The sequence below is a fragment of the Paraburkholderia fungorum genome (genome assembly GCF_046026025.1).
Taxonomy (GTDB): Bacteria; Pseudomonadota; Gammaproteobacteria; order Burkholderiales; family Burkholderiaceae; genus Paraburkholderia; species Paraburkholderia fungorum_E.
The window spans coordinates 24,150-40,565 of the sequence record NZ_JAQQFL010000055.1 but is presented as its reverse complement, the minus strand read 5'-3'; the positions used below and the strand labels follow the sequence as shown (position 1 = coordinate 40,565).

The following is a 16,416-nucleotide window of genomic DNA, read 5'->3' as shown; positions in this document are numbered from 1 at the left end:
GTTGGGCACGACGCCGGGTGATTGTTCGAGCATCAGATCGTGAATGGCGTCGAGCACACGTGCGCTGTAGCGCCGTCGCAATCGCTGTCGCTGGTTGGCTTCTCGTTTCGCAGTGCGTGCCTCGGCCGCGAACAACTTTCCGATCAGCTTGATGAAGCGCGTGGCCAGCAGATCGCGCGAACGCGCAGCTTTGGGCACATTTTCTTCTGCCTTGACGAAGTAGCGCCGACAGTGAACCCAGCATCCAAGATGCACGAGCTGGTATCGTTCGGCGATGCCGTTATAGGGTTCATAGCCATCGGTCATCAGGACTGCGCCCTTGCGGATACCCATGAACAGTTTATCGACCAGCTGCGCGCCGCGTCCGGGCGTGCATGTGACGCAGCGGACCGGATGTCCCGAATCGGTCGAGGCTGTGTGAAAACGCATTGATCGCCTAAACTGAACCAACGCGTTCAGGCCAGGTGACTCATGAAGCGATTCGTTGAGGGTGATGACCGTAAGCAGGTCGCGCTGCTTCCAGAATGCGTTGACGACTACATTGGACAGGACAACACGGTCAGAGTAGTAGATGCCTTCGTCGACGAATTGGACCTTCCGGCTCTCGGTTTCAAAGGCGTCACGCCGGCGATCACAGGCCGCCCCTCATACTATCCCGGCGAGATGCTCAAGATCTATATCTACGGGTATCTCAACCGGATCCAGTCCAGCCGACGCCTTGAGCACGAATGTCAGCGCAACGTCGAGTTGATGTGGTTGACTGGCCGCCTGGCGCCAGACTTTAAAACTATTGCCGACTTCCGTCGCGACAACGGTCCGGCCATCCGCAACGTGCGCAGACGCTTCGTGGAGATCTGCCGCGAACTCAAGCTGTTCTCGCAGGCACTAGTGGCGATCGATGGCAGCAAATTCAAGGCCGTGAACAGCCGGGACAGAAACTTCACGGCTGGCAAGATCGAGGGACGTCGCCAGCAGATCGAGGAAAGCATTCAGCGCTACCTTGATGCGATAGAGACCGCCGACCGAACGCATGCTCCGGGACTTGAAGCAAAGACGACGCGCCTGAAAGAGAAGATCGCGAGATTGCGGCAGCAGATGCGAGACCTTCACGAGGTCAAGGAGCAACTGAAGCAGCAGACTGACGCGCAACTGTCGCTGACGGACCCGGACTCGCGTTCGATGACCAGCAATGGTAAGGGCACAGGCACGGTTGGCTACAACGTACAGGCTGCCGTTGACGCGAAACATCACCTGATCGTTGAGCACGAGGTGACTAATGTTGGCAACGATCACGGGCAACTCAGCAGGATGGCGTTGGCCACAAGCTCCGCAATGGGCAAGCCTGAACTAAAGGTGCTGGCCGATCGTGGCTACTTCAGTGGTCTGGAAATTCTCGCCTGTGATACAGCTGGCATCGCGGCTTATGTGCCCAAACCGCTTACCTCCGCATCGCGGAAAAAAGGTCTCTTCACAAAAACCGACTTCGTCTACATCGCGAAAGACGACGAATACAAATGTCCGGCGGGCCAGCGTGCGATCTATCGATTCCCGACGGGCCACCAAGGATTAAATCTACGGGTGCACTGGACCAGTGCCTGCCCCCGTTGCCCTCTGAAAGAACAATGTTCGCCAAGCCCATATCGTCGCATTCGTCGATGGGAGCAAGAAGAAGTACTGGAAGCCATGCAACGTCGCCTCGACCGGTGGCCCGACGCGATGACAGTTCGACGACGCACGGTCGAGCACGTGTTCGGTACGCTGAAGCACTGAATGGGCTCAACTCACTTCCTTACTCGCTCGCTTGAGCGGGTGAGTACGGAGATGAGCCTTCATGTTCTTGCGTACAACCTCAAACGGGTCATCAAGATATTGGGCATTGCAAAGACGCTAAAAGCAATGAGACTGGCTGGCGCATGAAGCACCGAGAGGTGTTTCTATGTGATTCTGGCGGCCGTGATAAAGAGCGTGCCTTGGGCTGGAAATAAATTGCGCTACCCTGTCGCGTCGCTGTGCAGCCGCTACGCCCCCCGAAATACGCGTTTCCACACAGCCTCGGTCATCTGCGACCAGAGGCAACTCTTCGTCTGGGGTTTGCGCCCCTTCTCCTTCAGGACCTGGAATGTTGTCTCGTCGCAGTAGACCAGATCCGCATCGAGCAGCGCATCACGCATCAGGTTGATCACCGGCTGCGTCGCCAGACCGACGCCTACCATGCTCGCGGCAATGGTGTTGGACGAGATGTCGCCGCCGAAGCGACGTAGCAGTCCGGCCTGACGGTATAGCGGCATTCCGAACTGATATTTTCCGGTGGCGATCCATCCAAGCGCCGATTCACTCAGCAGCCCACGCGGAATGATACGCGGCGGCGCTGGCGTGACCTTGATGCCCAGATCGCAGCACGGACAGGCATATTTGACGCGCTGGTGCTGGAGCACGCGAAGTTGCTCCGGGATCACATCGAGCTGCTCGCTTATCTCTACGCCGATCTCGACGAGCGCATGACCGTCGTTCGCACAGAAGCGTTCGGCTTCGGACAGTTCGTGGCGCACGAACTCGCGCGGCAGGTTGGGATCGAGCGGCTTGCGGTGACCGCGCCGCTTGCGCGTGTACGCGGCGACCGTCGTTTCTGACGTGTCTTCCTGCGCGGGCGCGCTGCCCGCGCCGAGTGCTTCGGCTTCGTTGAACAGTCCGGGTTGGTCGGAATCCCGTGCTTCGCTTTTCGCGCTGAACAGTTCGCGACGGTACCCGAGGCTTGCCGCCACGTGGCGTTACGCTGATCGCCATACGACCGCTGATTTCCTTGAAGTCCTTCCATTCGTCGATCTGCGGTTGATAGTAGATGAGCGTTGCGTCGTCTTTTGTGATCTCACGCGGCCAGCCCGGGTCCTGCCCCGCACGAGCGCCAGCGGACATCATGGAGAGCGCAAGCGCCAGCGCACGTGTCGACATTTTGATTCGCATTCCTGGGCTACGCATGGTCTTCCCTGTTCCCCTGTGCCTGGAAAGTAGACCGCTGGCGACGCTCCGGCAATGGGACCTTGGTCCTATTTGATCTGCGCATTGAAGCGTTACACGTATTGGACCAAGGTCTAATACCGGTATGCGTGTTGTTCACCTAGTGTGCTTGTTGGGCAGTACGGTTGAGGCTGCGTCCGTAGACGGCAGCGCCAAGGGCTCAACAGCGAGATTGCGCACACGAAAGCACTCATTCCGGCCGGTTGCTGAGTGAAGAACGTTTGATGACGATACGAGGGCCATCCATGAACAAGCCTCTACTTGTGTTTGCAGCGGTGGTGGCGTTACTGCGTGCGGGTGTCGCGGCCGCTCAATACCCGATGATGGACGCGGTCGCCGACAGGCTTGTGCAACGGTACCAGCAATCCTCCTGTGAGCAGCTGTGGCAGGAGCGGGCCGCAAAACAGGGGCGCCCAAAATCCCCGCGAGAGCAGCAGGCTGTCCAGGTGCTGCAGGGCGACCCGCAGATGCGCGCCGCCTTTATCGCCAGGGTGGCGGCTCCGATTGCCGACAAGATGTTTGAATGCGGCATGATTCCGTGATTAACGACCCAGGCATTGCTAATCAGAAATATTCATCGAGGTTGCGATGACCTGCGAGAAATTGAAGTGGAGACTGGCCGTCGTGGTATTGGGCTCGTGTCTGGCCCTCAATGGCAACGCCCAAACAACTCAGCATCCGCCGAAAGCGCCGGTGAAGCACACAATGAAGTCTGTCGCGCCGGCGTTCCAGGGCGGACTTGAACCTCATGCGATTGAGATTCTTAAAGCGGCGTGCGCGCGCCTTGCCGCGGCCAACACCATGTCCTTCACGGCGGTCGTCTCCTATGAGAGTCCGAGCCGCCTTGGTCTGCCGCTGGTCTATTCCACCCAGTCCGAGGTGACGGTACAACGCCCGGACAAGCTCAAGGTCCTCACCCTCGGTGATGGGCCGCCATCGGAGTTCTATTACGACGGCAAGACCATGACCGCGTTTGCGCCAAAGGAGAATCTGGTTGCGGTTGCCGACGCGCCCCCCACCCCCCACCATCGACGAGGCACTACGCGTCGCCTTCGATACCGGGGCGATCTATTTCCCGTTTACCGACGTGATCGTCGCAGATCCCTATAAGGACCTCGCCGAGGGGCTGAAGATCGCCTTCTACGTGGGGCAATCGAGCGTCGTCGGCGGCACCACCACCGACATGGTGGCGTATGTCACCGGGGACGTCTTCGTGCAGATCTGGTTCGGCACCGACGATAAGCTCCCGCGCCGTATCTATGCCATCTACCTCAACGATCACGCCCGACTGCGTCATGTGCTGGAACTCTCCAATTGGCAACTGGATAACTCGTTGCCGGCAGATGCCTTCGTTGCGACCAAAGCTGCCGGTGCGGCACGCATTGCGTTTGCGCGCCCGAAGCGAGCGGTGCGCCGGCCATGAAACCGCCGCCTGGGGACAGGCCAATCGGGACTCAATGAGGAGACGCATCATGAAGAAAGCCCTCATGTGCTTCGCGGCAATGCTGATTCCGGCGCTCGTCACCGGGCCGGCCGGGGCGTGGTCCCATGCCAACGTTTACGGAGGCAGTACGTCGCATGCTGAAGGCTCGGGCTCGACGACCCGCACCGACGCCATGGGTGGCAGCGCAACGCACACCTACGGGCAAGGCACGACCGCGACCGGTCGCTACGGTGATACGGCGACGCACGCGCAAGGCTCAGGTCAAACGACCGCGACCAATCACTACGGCGGCACGGCGACGCATACCTACGGACAGGGAACGACCGCCACCAACGCCTATGGTGGCACGGCGAGTCACGGGACTGGTTCCGGTTATTCGACCTACACCAGCGCCTCCGGCGCGACCGCGTACCACAGCGCATACTATGGCGCCAGGTACCCCGCGTACCATCCCCCGTCGCAGTGAATACGTATGGATCGAGCTGCTACAACTGCGGCGGCTGGTCCACGGCGGGGGCTGCGGCAGCAGGTGTCGCCGTCGGTGTGGTGGCCGGCGCGGCGGTGGTTTGGGCCCACAACACCGCCGTTGCTGCGAACGCATATAACGCAGGCTACGTCGCCGGAGCGACAACGGCGCCTCCTCAATCGGCCACTGTCAATACCTCGTTTGCGCCCGGTGCGATCTACGCGGTGCTGCCCACCGGATGCATCTCACCGTCGGTTCACGGCGGCACCTACTACCTATGTGGCAATACGTGGTTCCAACCCGCCTACGGCGCAAATGGTGTTTTCTACCGCGTCGTAGCCGCGCCGTGAAACGCGCTCAGTCAGCAGACGTGGTTGCTTTACCCGGCTGCCCCATTGGATTGGGACAGCCTTTGGCGCATGTTTGCAGTCTGAGACGGAGGATTGGACGTTGAACCACCTCGCCATCGCCGGGATCGTGTTTGCGTGTGTATTTGGCAGCGCGCTGCTTGGTTCGCATCTGCGCGCCGTGGTGCCGCGGGACCATCTGGGTGATGATTCCACGAGCGTCGTCAAACTGGCAACCGGATTGATCGCTACGATGGCGGCACTCGTGCTTGGCTTGCTGATTTCGTCGGCGAAAAGCTCATTCGACGCAGTAAACAACGAGCTGGTGCACAACGCCGCGAGCATCGTCCTGCTTGATCGCGTGCTGGCCCGATACGGGCCCGAAACGCAGGAGGTGCGTGGCCACATCAAGCAGAGTTATGCCGCCTCGATTCAGATACTTGCTTCCGGCAACGCTGCGCAGATGAAGCGACTGGGAAGCACAGAGGCGATTAACCGCGTGGAGGAACTGCAACGCGAACTGGAGGCGCTTACGCCACAGAGCCCGTTGCAGCATCGGCTGCAGGCACGCGCCGTTCAAATTGCCGACGAAGTGTTGGCCGTGCGCTGGCTGACATTACTACAAGCGCAGGGCTCGATTCCTATGCCACTGCTGGTAGCGCTGGTCGTGTGGCTGTCAATCATATTTGGCGCTTTCGGCTTGTTCGCCCCGCCCAACGGCACCGTGATTGCCGCGCTGGTTTTGGGGGCGTTATCCACGTGTGGAGCCATATTCCTGATTCTCGAACTGAACACGCCGCTCGATGGCGTGTTCACCGTTTCGCTTGCACCAATGCGCGATGCGCTTGTCATGCTCGGCCAATAACCAGCCGCGACTTGACGCAGTACAGAGTATATGGGCGGCGAATGCGTCGGCTGCGGTTCAGCGGGTAAACCAGTGGGATTGGAGCGCAAGGGTGACCGTCTGGAAATCGCCGCCGATGCCTGTGATGAGCCCTCATGACCAGGCGAGATTCGCGGCTAACTGTGCCGCCAGTGGAACTGTGTTCAGGATCGTGCGAATTGCCTTCCGATAGCTGGATAGTGAGGAGCGTTGCGACGCCCAGCTATAGGACTAAGGTCCAATGCGCCCCCCGTCGAATATGCCTAGCATTGGAGGCGTACCAGCGCGACAACCTGACTACGTGCCGGACGCAACGGAGACGGTCATGAAGATGCTAGTGATGTTGGTGTGCATGCTGCTCTCTTCAGGCGCATTCGCAGAGTGTGCCACCAACGGCCGCGGCGCCGCTGCGTGCGGCAATGGACAAACTGCAGGCGGATATAACGCGAACACCGGAAACGCGTGGAAAGCCCAGAAAAATCAGGCGGGTGTGACGACGACGCAGACCAGCAGGGGTGGCGAAGCCAAGACGAAGAACGGCAACGGTGTGTATAAAAGCCCGAGTGGAAAGACCTGTTATAGAACAGCCAACAGCCGCGGTTGCAATTAGCGCAAGACTGATCGGCTCCACCGGTGAGGACCTTGAGTGTCCCAGGTTGGAATGGGTAAACGTAAGGTTGCGTACATTCGACGATCAAACGCCAACCTCCATTTCACGTAGGGCTGCAAAGGACGCGTGATGAAGTAAAATTTGCCAAAAATCTGTTTTCCTTATTGGTATCGACAAGTAAAATGGAAACGTATGTAATACAGACCTCCAATTAAATTTCGTTAAACGAATGTTTTGCGTTAGCAGCATGCTTAACGTTACGGTGCAGTTCTGGTAATGCAGAGCGCCGTTTTGAAAACGGCAACGGTTGACAAAATAAGACCAGCACTCCACGCGCAGTTGCTCTAGCTGCATGCATCAACTGCATGCGTTCCTACGTCCGCCTCTCCTTAATTAGGCAGGCTGAAATCTGCTGGCGTTTCTGTCGAAATCCAGATCGGCGCACCACCGTTGCAATTGGCATTTGGAAGTAGCTGCTCACAACATGTCGTTCACGGTGTTTACCATAAACGCATCGCATTTTTATGTGCAATACAGTCCTTTGAGTATGGCCAGACTCAGGAGAGATTTGTCGTGAACATGGTATTTCCGGCAATTGTGTTTGCGCAAGCCGCCGTCATCGTGTGGCTGCTCATGTCGCTTATGCAGCGCGGTCGGACTGAACTGCCAGGTGGCGGATGCGGACAGGCCGAGTTACCCGATCAACCTGCAGGCGGGTCGAGTCCGCACTCTCGCGGAACCAGGATACATACCAGGCGGCTAGCCTGGATAGTCGAACTTTTCGGCAGGCCGAACGGGCCGCACATCCCGCGGGACAATTCCGTGGAGTTCGGCCAGACAGGTATCAAAGACCCGCTTCATAAGGCGCCGCCGGGCGTGCATCACGCCAGGCCTCCCGTTGCCGGGAGGCGCCATATGGCGACGCTCCGGGCCGTTCAGCGAGCGCTATCAGCTCATCGAGGTCCGGGTCCAGACAATGAGCGTGTCACACAGACGCGGGCTTCGCGCGACAGCCTCCTTGATGGCTTTCGGGACCTATGGCAATCGTTGCCGCTTGGCGTTTTCATGCTGGACAGCCGTGGCGAAGTTGTGGCAACCAACGAGCGAGCGGAAATCCTGTTTGGTTACGAGGACGGCATAATGATCGGCAAGCCGGTCTCCTTACTCGTTGCCGAGCTCGATGATCCACGCTGCCCCTTGTGCCGCAATGGATTTCCCTCCGGTTCACCGGGCCGGCCGTCTGAATCGGCGTGCCGCGCTGTGGCCCGACGCAAGCAGGGCGCAGAATTTCCAGTCCAAATCGTCGTCAGGCGATCGTCCTTTCAGGATGACGCGTCGACCCTCGTTTTTGTCGAGGACAGGTCTGATCATTACGAGCTCCAGCGTAACCAGCAAGATCTCGCCCACCTGACCCGCGTTTCGACGATGGGAGAGTTGGCCGGATCCCTCGCTCATGAGCTGAATCAGCCGCTCACGGCGATTCTGAGCAATGTGCAAGCAGCGCAGCGCTTTATGGCAACCGATCCGGTTGACGTGGCGGAGGTGCGCGAGATATTGAACGACATCGTTCAGGATGACTACCGTGCCAGTGAGGTCCTGCGGCGCATTCGGGCGACGGTCAAAAAGGTCGACAAGGAGTTGGTCCCTCTCGATCTCGCCACGGTGCTTCGCGATGCGGTTTTTCTTCTGCATACCGATGCGATCGTGCGCGAGACACGCGTGACGCTCGAAATCTCTGACGATGTGCCGGCCGTATGCGCCGACAAGGTGCAGTTGCAGCAGGTTGCACTGAACCTCTTGTTAAACGCATTTGATGCGATGAGTCAGGTGGCGCCACAGGAACGGGTGGTATGGGTAGAACTGACGCGCCAGGGTGACGACATAGCTCGCATCGCAGTGCGCGACTGTGGGCATGGACTGACGGTAGGCAAGCTCGATACGATCTTTAAGCCGTTCTATACGTCCAAACCCCACGGCCTGGGGCTCGGACTGTCGATCAGCCGGTCCATCGTGGAACTACACGGTGGCCGGATTTGGGCCGAAAACAATCTTGATCGAGGCGCGACGTTCTATGTGACGTTACCTATTGGAAACGATGCAGGGGACCCGAAGTCGCGGTGCTAGCCATGCGTGAGCCAGAAACGCTTGTGTTCGTTGTCGACGATGACGATTCAGTCCGTCGCGCGTTGGCCAGATTGATTCGCTCAGCTGGCCATTCTGTCGAAGTATTCGCCTCGGCCCGCGAGTTTCTAGGGGAAGTCGATGTGGACGCGCGGCCCGCGTGTCTGGTGCTGGACGTCCAATTGCCGGACCTCGATGGTCTGCAATTGCAACACCAGATTGACGCCACGTTGCCGATCATCTTTCTAACGGGCCACGGCGATATCGGCATGACTGTGCGCGCCATGAAGGCTGGGGCCACGGACTTTCTGACCAAGCCGGTATGCGATGAAGACTTGCTACGGGCGATCGAGTTCGCACTCGAGTCCGCCAAGCAGCGCTTCGCAAGCCGCTGCGAGCGTGATACGGTGCGTCAGCGCTACAACCGGCTGACCCCTCGCGAACGCGAAGTCATGGCATTGGTCGTCACCGGGCGCCTGAACAAGCAGGTGGCGGGTGAACTGGGCACTGCCGAGAAGACGATCAAGGCCCATCGGGCGCAGGTGATGACGAAGATGGAGGTCACATCGCTCGCGCAACTGATCCATATCATCGACAGGGTCGACGTTCTTTCCGATGGCGACAATCGTCCGTCTGCCTGACTGCTTGTCCTGTGCGGTCCCGCCGCGGCGGCTACGGCCAAGGCGGGCCTACAGGACCAAAGTCCAATACCACAATCCGGTCGTGTCCCCTAGTCTGATGGCTGGGGTAGGCGAGTACTCGTGTATCCATGCCACCGGACTTTCACAATGGTCAAAACTAAACCATTTATTGTCGTCGTGGATGACGATGAGTCGGTGAGCCGGGCGATCAAGCGACTGTTGCGTTCCATCGGCGTAGCATCGGACTCCTTTTCGAGTGGAGATGCTTTTCTTGAAGCTCTGTCGTCCGTGCCGTCATATCAACCGGCTTGTGTGATTCTCGATGTTCAGATGCCGGGCCTGAATGGACTGGAGGTCCAGCGGCGCCTGACGGGTACGGGTATGCCCATCATTTTCATCACGGCCCACGACGAGATAGGTGTACGTGAACAGGCGCTTGTTGCCGGTGCCGTTGCGTACCTGCGCAAACCCTTTGGTGACGAGCTTCTTATCAAGACTGTGCGTGCGATCCTTGACATGTCTTAGCGCCTCATCGAGGCGCAACTGAAGGATCTATTGGACCAAAGTCCAATTGCTTTAACGGGACACCGATACCACCATTGACGTAACCCGCCGAGAATTTGAGGCGGAAATGCGTTTCATACCGTGATGTCAATTTCTGAATGGAGCACGCATCATGATCAGGTACCTTCGGTTTATCCTCGCCATTCCCCTCTTGCTGATTGGCATGGCGTGTTCGACGAACCCGACCGTTGCCAATGGAGGGGACCCCGAGTTAGAGGTGAAAGCACGTCAGGCGCTGCAGACACTATACGACACTACGCCGAGATCAAAGGAGCTCCAGGCAAAGATGAAAGCCGTCGTCGTGTTTCCGGACATCGTCAAGGCCGGGTTCCTGGTCGGTGCGCAAGGTGGAAAGGGCGTGATGTTTGGTCCGGACGGCACGATCCTTGGTTACTACAGAGCGCGCGGGGCTTCATACGGGCTGCAAGCTGGTGCACAAACCTTTTCGGAGGCGATGTTTTTGATGACCGACGCGGCAATCACGTCGCTCACGAGCGGCACCGGATTGTCCGTTGGTGTGGGACCGAGCGTCGTGGTGGTGGATGCGGGGACGGCCAAATCGATGACAACTACGACTATGCAATCCGATGTCTTTGCGATCATTTTTGGCCAGCAGGGCTTGATGGCGGGTCTGGGCATTCAGGGGCAGAGGATCGTTAAGTTTGAAGACCAGTGAAGTGCGCAATATCTGCGCGCAGCAATAAGCAATAGCGAACGATGCTCTTACGCGAATCGCCTCGGTGATGTACGCCGCGCTGGACGCGCGATCAGGAGTCCTTGCGAGGTAACCAGGAAATCCTTCGCGCATCTCGCAGATCTCCAGTGACCAGTTCGACCGTAGAACATTGAGGTGCTCAATCCATGCAACGAATGCAGCGACTCCCAATCGGCCTGATGGTGTGGGCGCTGAGCTTCGCAGCCGCCGCGCAGCAGCCCATCATCTATCCGGCCAAAGGGCAGAGTCCTCAGAAGCAAAACACGGACACCGCGGAATGCCAGCTGTGGGCAAAGCAGACGACGGGCGTCGATCCAGTAGCAATCGCCCAGCAATCCACCACACAAGGCGGTCCTCCGCAGCAGCAAGGCGGAGCGATCAAGGGCGCTGCCGGCGGGGCCGCGCTTGGCGCTGCGGTTGGTGCGATTGCCGGTAATGCCGGCAAAGGCGCTGCGATCGGCGCGGTAACAGGGACGGCGGCTGGCGGGCTGCGCCAGCGGCGCATGAACCAGGCTGCGGCCGCGCAGCAACAAGGAGGACAGCAACAGGTCGCGCAGGAGATGGCGACCTTCAACCGGGCGGTGGGAGCTTGCATGACGGGCCGGGGATACACGGTTCAGTAGTTGAGAGTCAAAAAACGTGGTTACAGGACCGGTCAGCGAGGGATCTGGACATGGCGACGACGATAACAGCTCGAACGATGTGGGCAACCGTATGGCTCTGCTGCGCAGCATGTGCGACTTGCGCGTCCGCATGGGGGGCCGACTTCGATGGCAGCAAGCCACTGCTATGCGCCACGATCGACGCGCACTCGTGCGATCCAGGGCAGGTCTGCGAGAGGAAATTGCCGGCTGACCTGGGCGTGCCGCAATTCCTGCGCATCGACTTCTCAAGGAAGACCGTAGTTGGGCCAGCGCGCACGACACCCATTCGCTTCATGGAAGCGGGCGCCGGTCAGCTTCTGCTTCAAGGTATGGAACTCGGCTTCGCGTGGGTGATCGCGCTTGACACGGCCGATGGCACGATGACCCTTTCGCTTGTCAATCGGGAAGACGCCTATATGTTGTTCGGCGCTTGCACGCCAAATCTGCCGTGACGGGTGATGCCATGAAATGCCTGCCGCTCAATTCCTGGTTGCAACGACTCACACCGCGCCCACTTGCCGATCAAAATATAGCGATGGCCTTTGCAGCTATCGTGCTTTGTGCCGGCTGTCACAAGGCACCAGCGGCGCCTCCCACTCCCGCAGTCGAAGTGACCGTGATGAAGGTTGAGCCACACGACACGCCGGTGGACTTCGAATTTACCGCGCAGACGCAAAGCTCGCGCGAAGTGGAGATCCGGGCACGTGTCGATGGCTTTCTCGACAAGCGCGTCTATACCGAGGGCCAGCTCGTCCATGCCGGCCAGGTGCTCTTCCAGATGGATCCCAAGCCGTTCGAGGCCATGCTGCAGACTGCCAGGGGGCAACTTGCGCAACAGCAGGCTCGGCTTTACGTGACCAAGGCCAATCTTGCCCGTGTGATCCCGCTTACGAAACAGAACGCTTTGAGTCAAAAGGATCTGGACGATGCGACGGGCAATGAAAAGGAAGCCGAATCCGCTATGATCGCTGCGCAGGGCCAGGTACAGACGGCCGAACTCAACCTGAGCTATACGACGATCAAGTCGCCTCTGACGGGACTGTCGAGTTTCGCCCGACAGCAGGACGGCAGTTATGTGACCGCCACCGCTGCGGGGCTGCTGACGTATGTGTATCAGCTCGATCCGATGTGGGTGAATTTCAGTGTCTCCGAAAATGAGCTGCTCCGGTATCGTGACCAGATCGAGAAAAAGCAGCTGATCTTTCCGGCGAACAACGATTTCGAAGTCTCCGTTGTGCTAGCCGACGGCACGCTGTATCCCTCGGTTGGGCACATCAACTTCACGAACCCCGCGTTCAATTCCCAGACCGGCACCTTCCTCGTGCGAGCTTCGTTCGAGAACCCCAAGGGCACTCTCCGGCCGGGGCAATTTGTACGTGCCCGGGTCTCAGGTGCGATTCGCCCGAATGCGATCCTCGTGCCTCAGCGCGCCGTCCTTCAGGGCGCCAAGAGCCATTTTGTCTGGGTGGTCGACAACGATTCAAAGGCCCATGAACGCGTCGTGGAAACCGGCGAATGGCACGGTGACGACTGGTTCATTGCCGATGGTCTGCAGGCGGGCGAGCGGGTCGTCGTTGATGGCGCGATTCGCGTCATTGCGGACACACCGCTCAAGATAACCGGGGAACCGAAACCGTTAGCAAACACGCCTGCTGCTGCGAAAGTAACATCGGACGGGGAGTTACAGCATCTTGTGGCCCAGGCGTCCAACCAGCCCGTGACGAGATAGGCGGGCGGCCCGAGATGAACATTTCCCACTTTTGCATCGACCGGCCGATTTTCGCGTCCGTCATTTCGATCGTGATCACCTTGGGTGGCACGCTCGCGATGGTCAGCCTGCCGATCGCGCAGTATCCAGACATTACACCGCCCCAAATCACGATTTCCGCCACTTACCCAGGCGCGAGTGCGGACGTGGTAGCCAACAATGTCGCGGCGCCTATCGAGCAACAGGTCAATGGCGCCGACAACATGATCTACATGAACTCGTCGAGTTCATCGACGGGCGTGTATACGCTCAACGCCTATTTCCAGATCGGCACCAATCCCGAGCTGGCGCAGGTAGATGTACAAAACCGCGTGAATCTGGCGTTGCCGCAACTGCCTTCGTCCGTGCAGTCTCAGGGCATTCAGGTGCAGAAGAAGTCATCGGCCTTCATGATGGTCATTGCGATCTATTCGCCAAGCGACCGTTACGACGCGACCTATATTGCGAACTACGCCAATATCTATGTGCTCGATGCGCTCAAGCGTATTCCTGGTGCGAACCAGTCAGCGATCTTCGGTACGCCTGACTATGCGATGCGTATCTGGCTCAAGCCGGATCGCATGGCGCAGCTCGGGGTGACGGCCGCGGATGTGCAGAGGGCGGTGGCCAATCAGAACCAGCAGTTTGCGGTGGGGCGGATTGGCCAGTCGCCAACGGGAGTACCGGTTGAACAGTCGTTTGCCGTCACCACGACCGGGCGGCTGACGAGCCCCGCAGAGTTCGAAAACATCATCATTCGCGCGGCCAATGGCGATGCGGCAATCGTGCGTCTCAAAGACATCGGCCGTGCCGAACTCGGCCAGAAGGACTACTCGATTCGCAGCAGGTTCCAGGGTAAGCCCGCTACCGTCATCGCGGTTTATCAGCAACCCGGAGCCAACGCGCTGGACGTGTCGAAGCAGGTGCATGCGGCGCTGACCGAGATGAAGAAGCAGTTCCCTCAAGGGATGGACTACGACATCGCGATGGACACCACGGATTTTACCCGGGCATCCATTTCGGACGTGATCCATACCTTTTTCGAAGCGCTGATTCTCGTCGTGATCGTCGTCTTCGTATTCCTGCAGAGCATGCGCGCGACGTTGATTCCGGTACTTGCGGTGCCGGTATCGATTGTCGGCACGTTCATGGGAATGTTGGCCCTCGGCTTTTCGATCAACATGCTGACGCTGTTCGGTATGGTGCTGGCGATCGGCATCGTGGTCGACGACGCCATCGTGGTGATCGAGAACGTCGAGCGCAACATGAACGTCCACAAGCTAAGTCCCAAAGAGGCAGCCACGCGCGCCATGGACGAAGTGTCGGGTCCGGTGGTTGCCATCGTCCTCGTGCTGTGTGCGGTGTTCGTGCCGGTTGCGTTTCTGGGTGGCATCACCGGGCAACTGTATAAACAGTTCGCCATTACGATCGCCATTTCGGTAGTGCTCTCCGGCATTGTTGCGCTCACCCTGTCGCCGGCACTGGCTGCGCTTTTGCTGAAGCCGGGCCACCACGAAAAACGCGGTTTCTTTCGCTGGTTCGACAATGCCTTTGCGCGGATGACGGTTAGCTATTCGAATATAGTCAAGCTTGTCATCAAACGCTTTGGGGTAGCGTTGTGCCTGCTCGTCGGCATGATCGCGCTGGCGGTGGTGATGATGAAGACCATTCCAACCTCATTTCTGCCGCCCGAGGATCAGGGCTACCTGCTCGGAGCGGTCATCATGCCGGATGCCGCGAGTCTTGACCGTACAGGCGACGTATCGCAGAAGGTCACCGACTACTTCATGAAGCAGCCGGCCGTGAGCACCGTGACGACAGTTGACGGTTACAGCCTGCTCGACAGCCAGAACAAGAATAACGCCGGCACGTTTTTTATCGGCTTCAAAAGCTTTGACGAGCGCTACAAATTCGCCAATATCCGCACGCAAAATGCGCGAGCGGTGATCGTTGACGCCTACGAGACCCTCTCGAAGGTCAAAGAGGGGATCATTTTGCCGGTCAATCCACCTTCCATTCCAGGCCTTGGAACCACCGGTGGGACGGAGGTATGGGTCCAGGCGCAAGGCGACGCGACCATCCCGCAACTCGCCCAGGTCGTGCAGGATTTTGTCGCCAAGGCCAAGGAGCGCCCCGAACTCGGGCGCGTTACCTCAACCTTCAATGCCTCAGCGCAGCAGTTACTGGTCGATGTGGACCGTGACAAGTCGGAGACGCTCGGTGTGCCGATCGAGGAGGTGTATAGCGCGATGCAGACAATGTTCGGGTCACTCTACGTGTCGCAGTTCAACCGTTCGAGCCGCTTATGGCAAGTGATCCTGCAGGCCGAGCCGTCGTACCGGCTTTCACCGCTGGATCTCGATCAGATTTACGTGCGCAGCAAGAGCGACAACATGGTGCCGCTGAAGGCCGTGGTGACCTCGAAATACGTGACCGGCCCGGATCTGGTGACGAGATTCAATAATTTCCCAGCCGTGAAACTGACCGTGAATGCCGCACCGGGTCGCAGTTCCGGCGAGGTAATTGGTGCGATCGAAGAGGTGGGTAGCCAGGTGTTGCCGCCCGGCTATAACCTGGGATGGAGTGGGGAAGCGTATGAGGCCAGACAGTCGGGCGGGACCTCGGGGCTGGTGTTCGTCTTCGGCCTGATCATGGTGTTCCTGATCCTGGCGGCGCAATACGAAAAGTGGAGCCTGCCGTTTGGCGTGCTGATGGCGGTGCCGTTTGCGTTGTTCGGGGCGCTGCTTGCCATCTTGCTGCGTGGGCTCGAAAACGACGTCTACTTTCAGATCGGCCTCACCATGCTGGTGGCGCTCGCGGCGAAGAACGCCATTCTGATTTTCGAATTTGCAGTGCTGAATCGGGAATCGGGCGAGTCCGTGTACGACGCGGCCATTTCGGCGGCGAGTGAACGGTTGCGCCCGATCGTGATGACTTCGCTTGCCTTCATTCTCGGTTGCGTTCCGCTCGCGATTGCACTCGGTGCATCCGCGAACAGCCGTCATTCGATCGGCACGGGCGTGATCGGAGGCATGCTCGGGGCGACGGTCATCGCGGTGTTCTTCATCCCGATGTTCTTCTACGTGCTCGAGACGATGTCGGAGAAAAGCGGCGGCAAGAAGACACCGGGGCCGACCGATGAGCCGCCTCCGCACGATCTCGGTGCGGGCCCGGGCTGCCCGAGCGTCAAACCGCTGGCTCGACGCGAGGACGTGTGAT

General features: G+C 58.9%; 16 protein-coding genes and 2 pseudogenes. 16 read left to right on the top strand and 2 right to left on the bottom strand.

The genetic code is table 11. The annotated features are described in order from the left end of the window. Positions 1-450, bottom strand: a 450-nt coding sequence (locus PQR67_RS36655) for an IS66 family transposase (protein ID WP_408467674.1), incomplete at its 3' end; no start/stop codon positions are given. Positions 451-471: 21 nt separating this feature from the next. Here PQR67_RS36655 and PQR67_RS36650 point away from each other — a divergent pair. Beyond that, positions 472-1,917 (top strand): annotated as a pseudogene (locus tag PQR67_RS36650) (IS1182 family transposase). Between the two features lie 140 nt (positions 1,918-2,057). Here PQR67_RS36650 and PQR67_RS36645 read toward each other — a convergent pair. Beyond that, positions 2,058-2,744, bottom strand: a pseudogene (locus PQR67_RS36645) (transposase); the annotation flags it as partial. 516 nt (positions 2,745-3,260) lie between these two features. On the opposite strand from PQR67_RS36645, the gene PQR67_RS36640 reads away from it, so the two are divergent. From PQR67_RS36640 to PQR67_RS36570, 15 genes are all read left to right on the top strand, one after another. Then, positions 3,261-3,557 carry a hypothetical protein gene (locus PQR67_RS36640; protein WP_408467673.1) on the top strand — a complete coding sequence of 99 codons (297 nt, stop codon included), beginning with the start codon at positions 3,261-3,263 and terminating at the stop codon, positions 3,555-3,557. 46 nt (positions 3,558-3,603) lie between these two features. Next, complete coding sequence (locus PQR67_RS36635; protein ID WP_408467672.1) at positions 3,604-4,125, top strand: DUF2092 domain-containing protein; 522 nt, start codon at positions 3,604-3,606, stop codon at positions 4,123-4,125. Continuing rightward, positions 4,010-4,438 (top strand): DUF2092 domain-containing protein, encoded by a 429-nt coding sequence (locus PQR67_RS36630; RefSeq protein WP_408467671.1) that lies wholly within the window; start codon positions 4,010-4,012, stop codon positions 4,436-4,438. The genes PQR67_RS36635 and PQR67_RS36630 overlap by 116 nt, the downstream gene beginning before the upstream one ends. A gap of 49 nt (positions 4,439-4,487) precedes the next feature. Further along, entirely contained in the window at positions 4,488-4,925 is a 438-nt protein-coding gene (locus tag PQR67_RS36625) for a hypothetical protein (protein WP_408467670.1), read from the top strand. After that, a complete protein-coding gene (locus tag PQR67_RS36620; protein ID WP_408467669.1) occupies positions 4,922-5,275 on the top strand; it encodes a hypothetical protein in 354 nt (117 codons plus the stop codon). Before PQR67_RS36625 ends, PQR67_RS36620 begins: the two co-directional genes overlap by 4 nt. Positions 5,276-5,375: 100 nt before the next feature. Beyond that, positions 5,376-6,137 carry a bestrophin-like domain gene (locus tag PQR67_RS36615; RefSeq protein WP_408467668.1) on the top strand — a complete coding sequence of 254 codons (762 nt, stop codon included), beginning with the start codon at positions 5,376-5,378 and terminating at the stop codon, positions 6,135-6,137. A 343-nt stretch (positions 6,138-6,480) separates the two neighbouring features. Continuing rightward, positions 6,481-6,765, top strand: coding sequence for a hypothetical protein (locus tag PQR67_RS36610; RefSeq protein WP_408467667.1), 285 nt, complete (start codon positions 6,481-6,483; stop codon positions 6,763-6,765). 579 nt (positions 6,766-7,344) lie between these two features. Beyond that, positions 7,345-8,889 (top strand): sensor histidine kinase, encoded by a 1,545-nt coding sequence (locus tag PQR67_RS36605; protein ID WP_408467677.1) that lies wholly within the window; start codon positions 7,345-7,347, stop codon positions 8,887-8,889. A gap of 2 nt (positions 8,890-8,891) precedes the next feature. Next, positions 8,892-9,527, top strand: a complete 636-nt coding sequence (locus PQR67_RS36600; RefSeq protein ID WP_408467666.1) for a response regulator transcription factor — start codon at positions 8,892-8,894, stop codon at positions 9,525-9,527. Positions 9,528-9,674: 147 nt separating this feature from the next. Then, positions 9,675-10,052, top strand: coding sequence for a response regulator transcription factor (locus PQR67_RS36595; protein WP_408467665.1), 378 nt, complete (start codon positions 9,675-9,677; stop codon positions 10,050-10,052). A 151-nt stretch (positions 10,053-10,203) separates the two neighbouring features. Next, positions 10,204-10,767, top strand: a complete 564-nt coding sequence (locus PQR67_RS36590; RefSeq protein WP_408467664.1) for a lipid-binding SYLF domain-containing protein — start codon at positions 10,204-10,206, stop codon at positions 10,765-10,767. Positions 10,768-10,952: 185 nt separating this feature from the next. Continuing rightward, complete coding sequence (locus tag PQR67_RS36585; RefSeq protein WP_408467663.1) at positions 10,953-11,429, top strand: YMGG-like glycine zipper-containing protein; 477 nt, start codon at positions 10,953-10,955, stop codon at positions 11,427-11,429. Between the two features lie 50 nt (positions 11,430-11,479). Continuing rightward, on the top strand, positions 11,480-11,902 hold the full coding sequence (locus PQR67_RS36580) for a hypothetical protein (protein WP_408467662.1): 423 nt from the start codon (positions 11,480-11,482) through the stop codon (positions 11,900-11,902). 83 nt (positions 11,903-11,985) lie between these two features. Beyond that, a complete protein-coding gene (locus tag PQR67_RS36575) occupies positions 11,986-13,179 on the top strand; it encodes an efflux RND transporter periplasmic adaptor subunit (RefSeq protein ID WP_408467676.1) in 1,194 nt (397 codons plus the stop codon). Between the two features lie 14 nt (positions 13,180-13,193). Continuing rightward, complete coding sequence (locus PQR67_RS36570) at positions 13,194-16,415, top strand: efflux RND transporter permease subunit (RefSeq protein ID WP_408467661.1); 3,222 nt, start codon at positions 13,194-13,196, stop codon at positions 16,413-16,415. The last annotated feature ends 1 nt before the right edge of the window (position 16,416 follow it).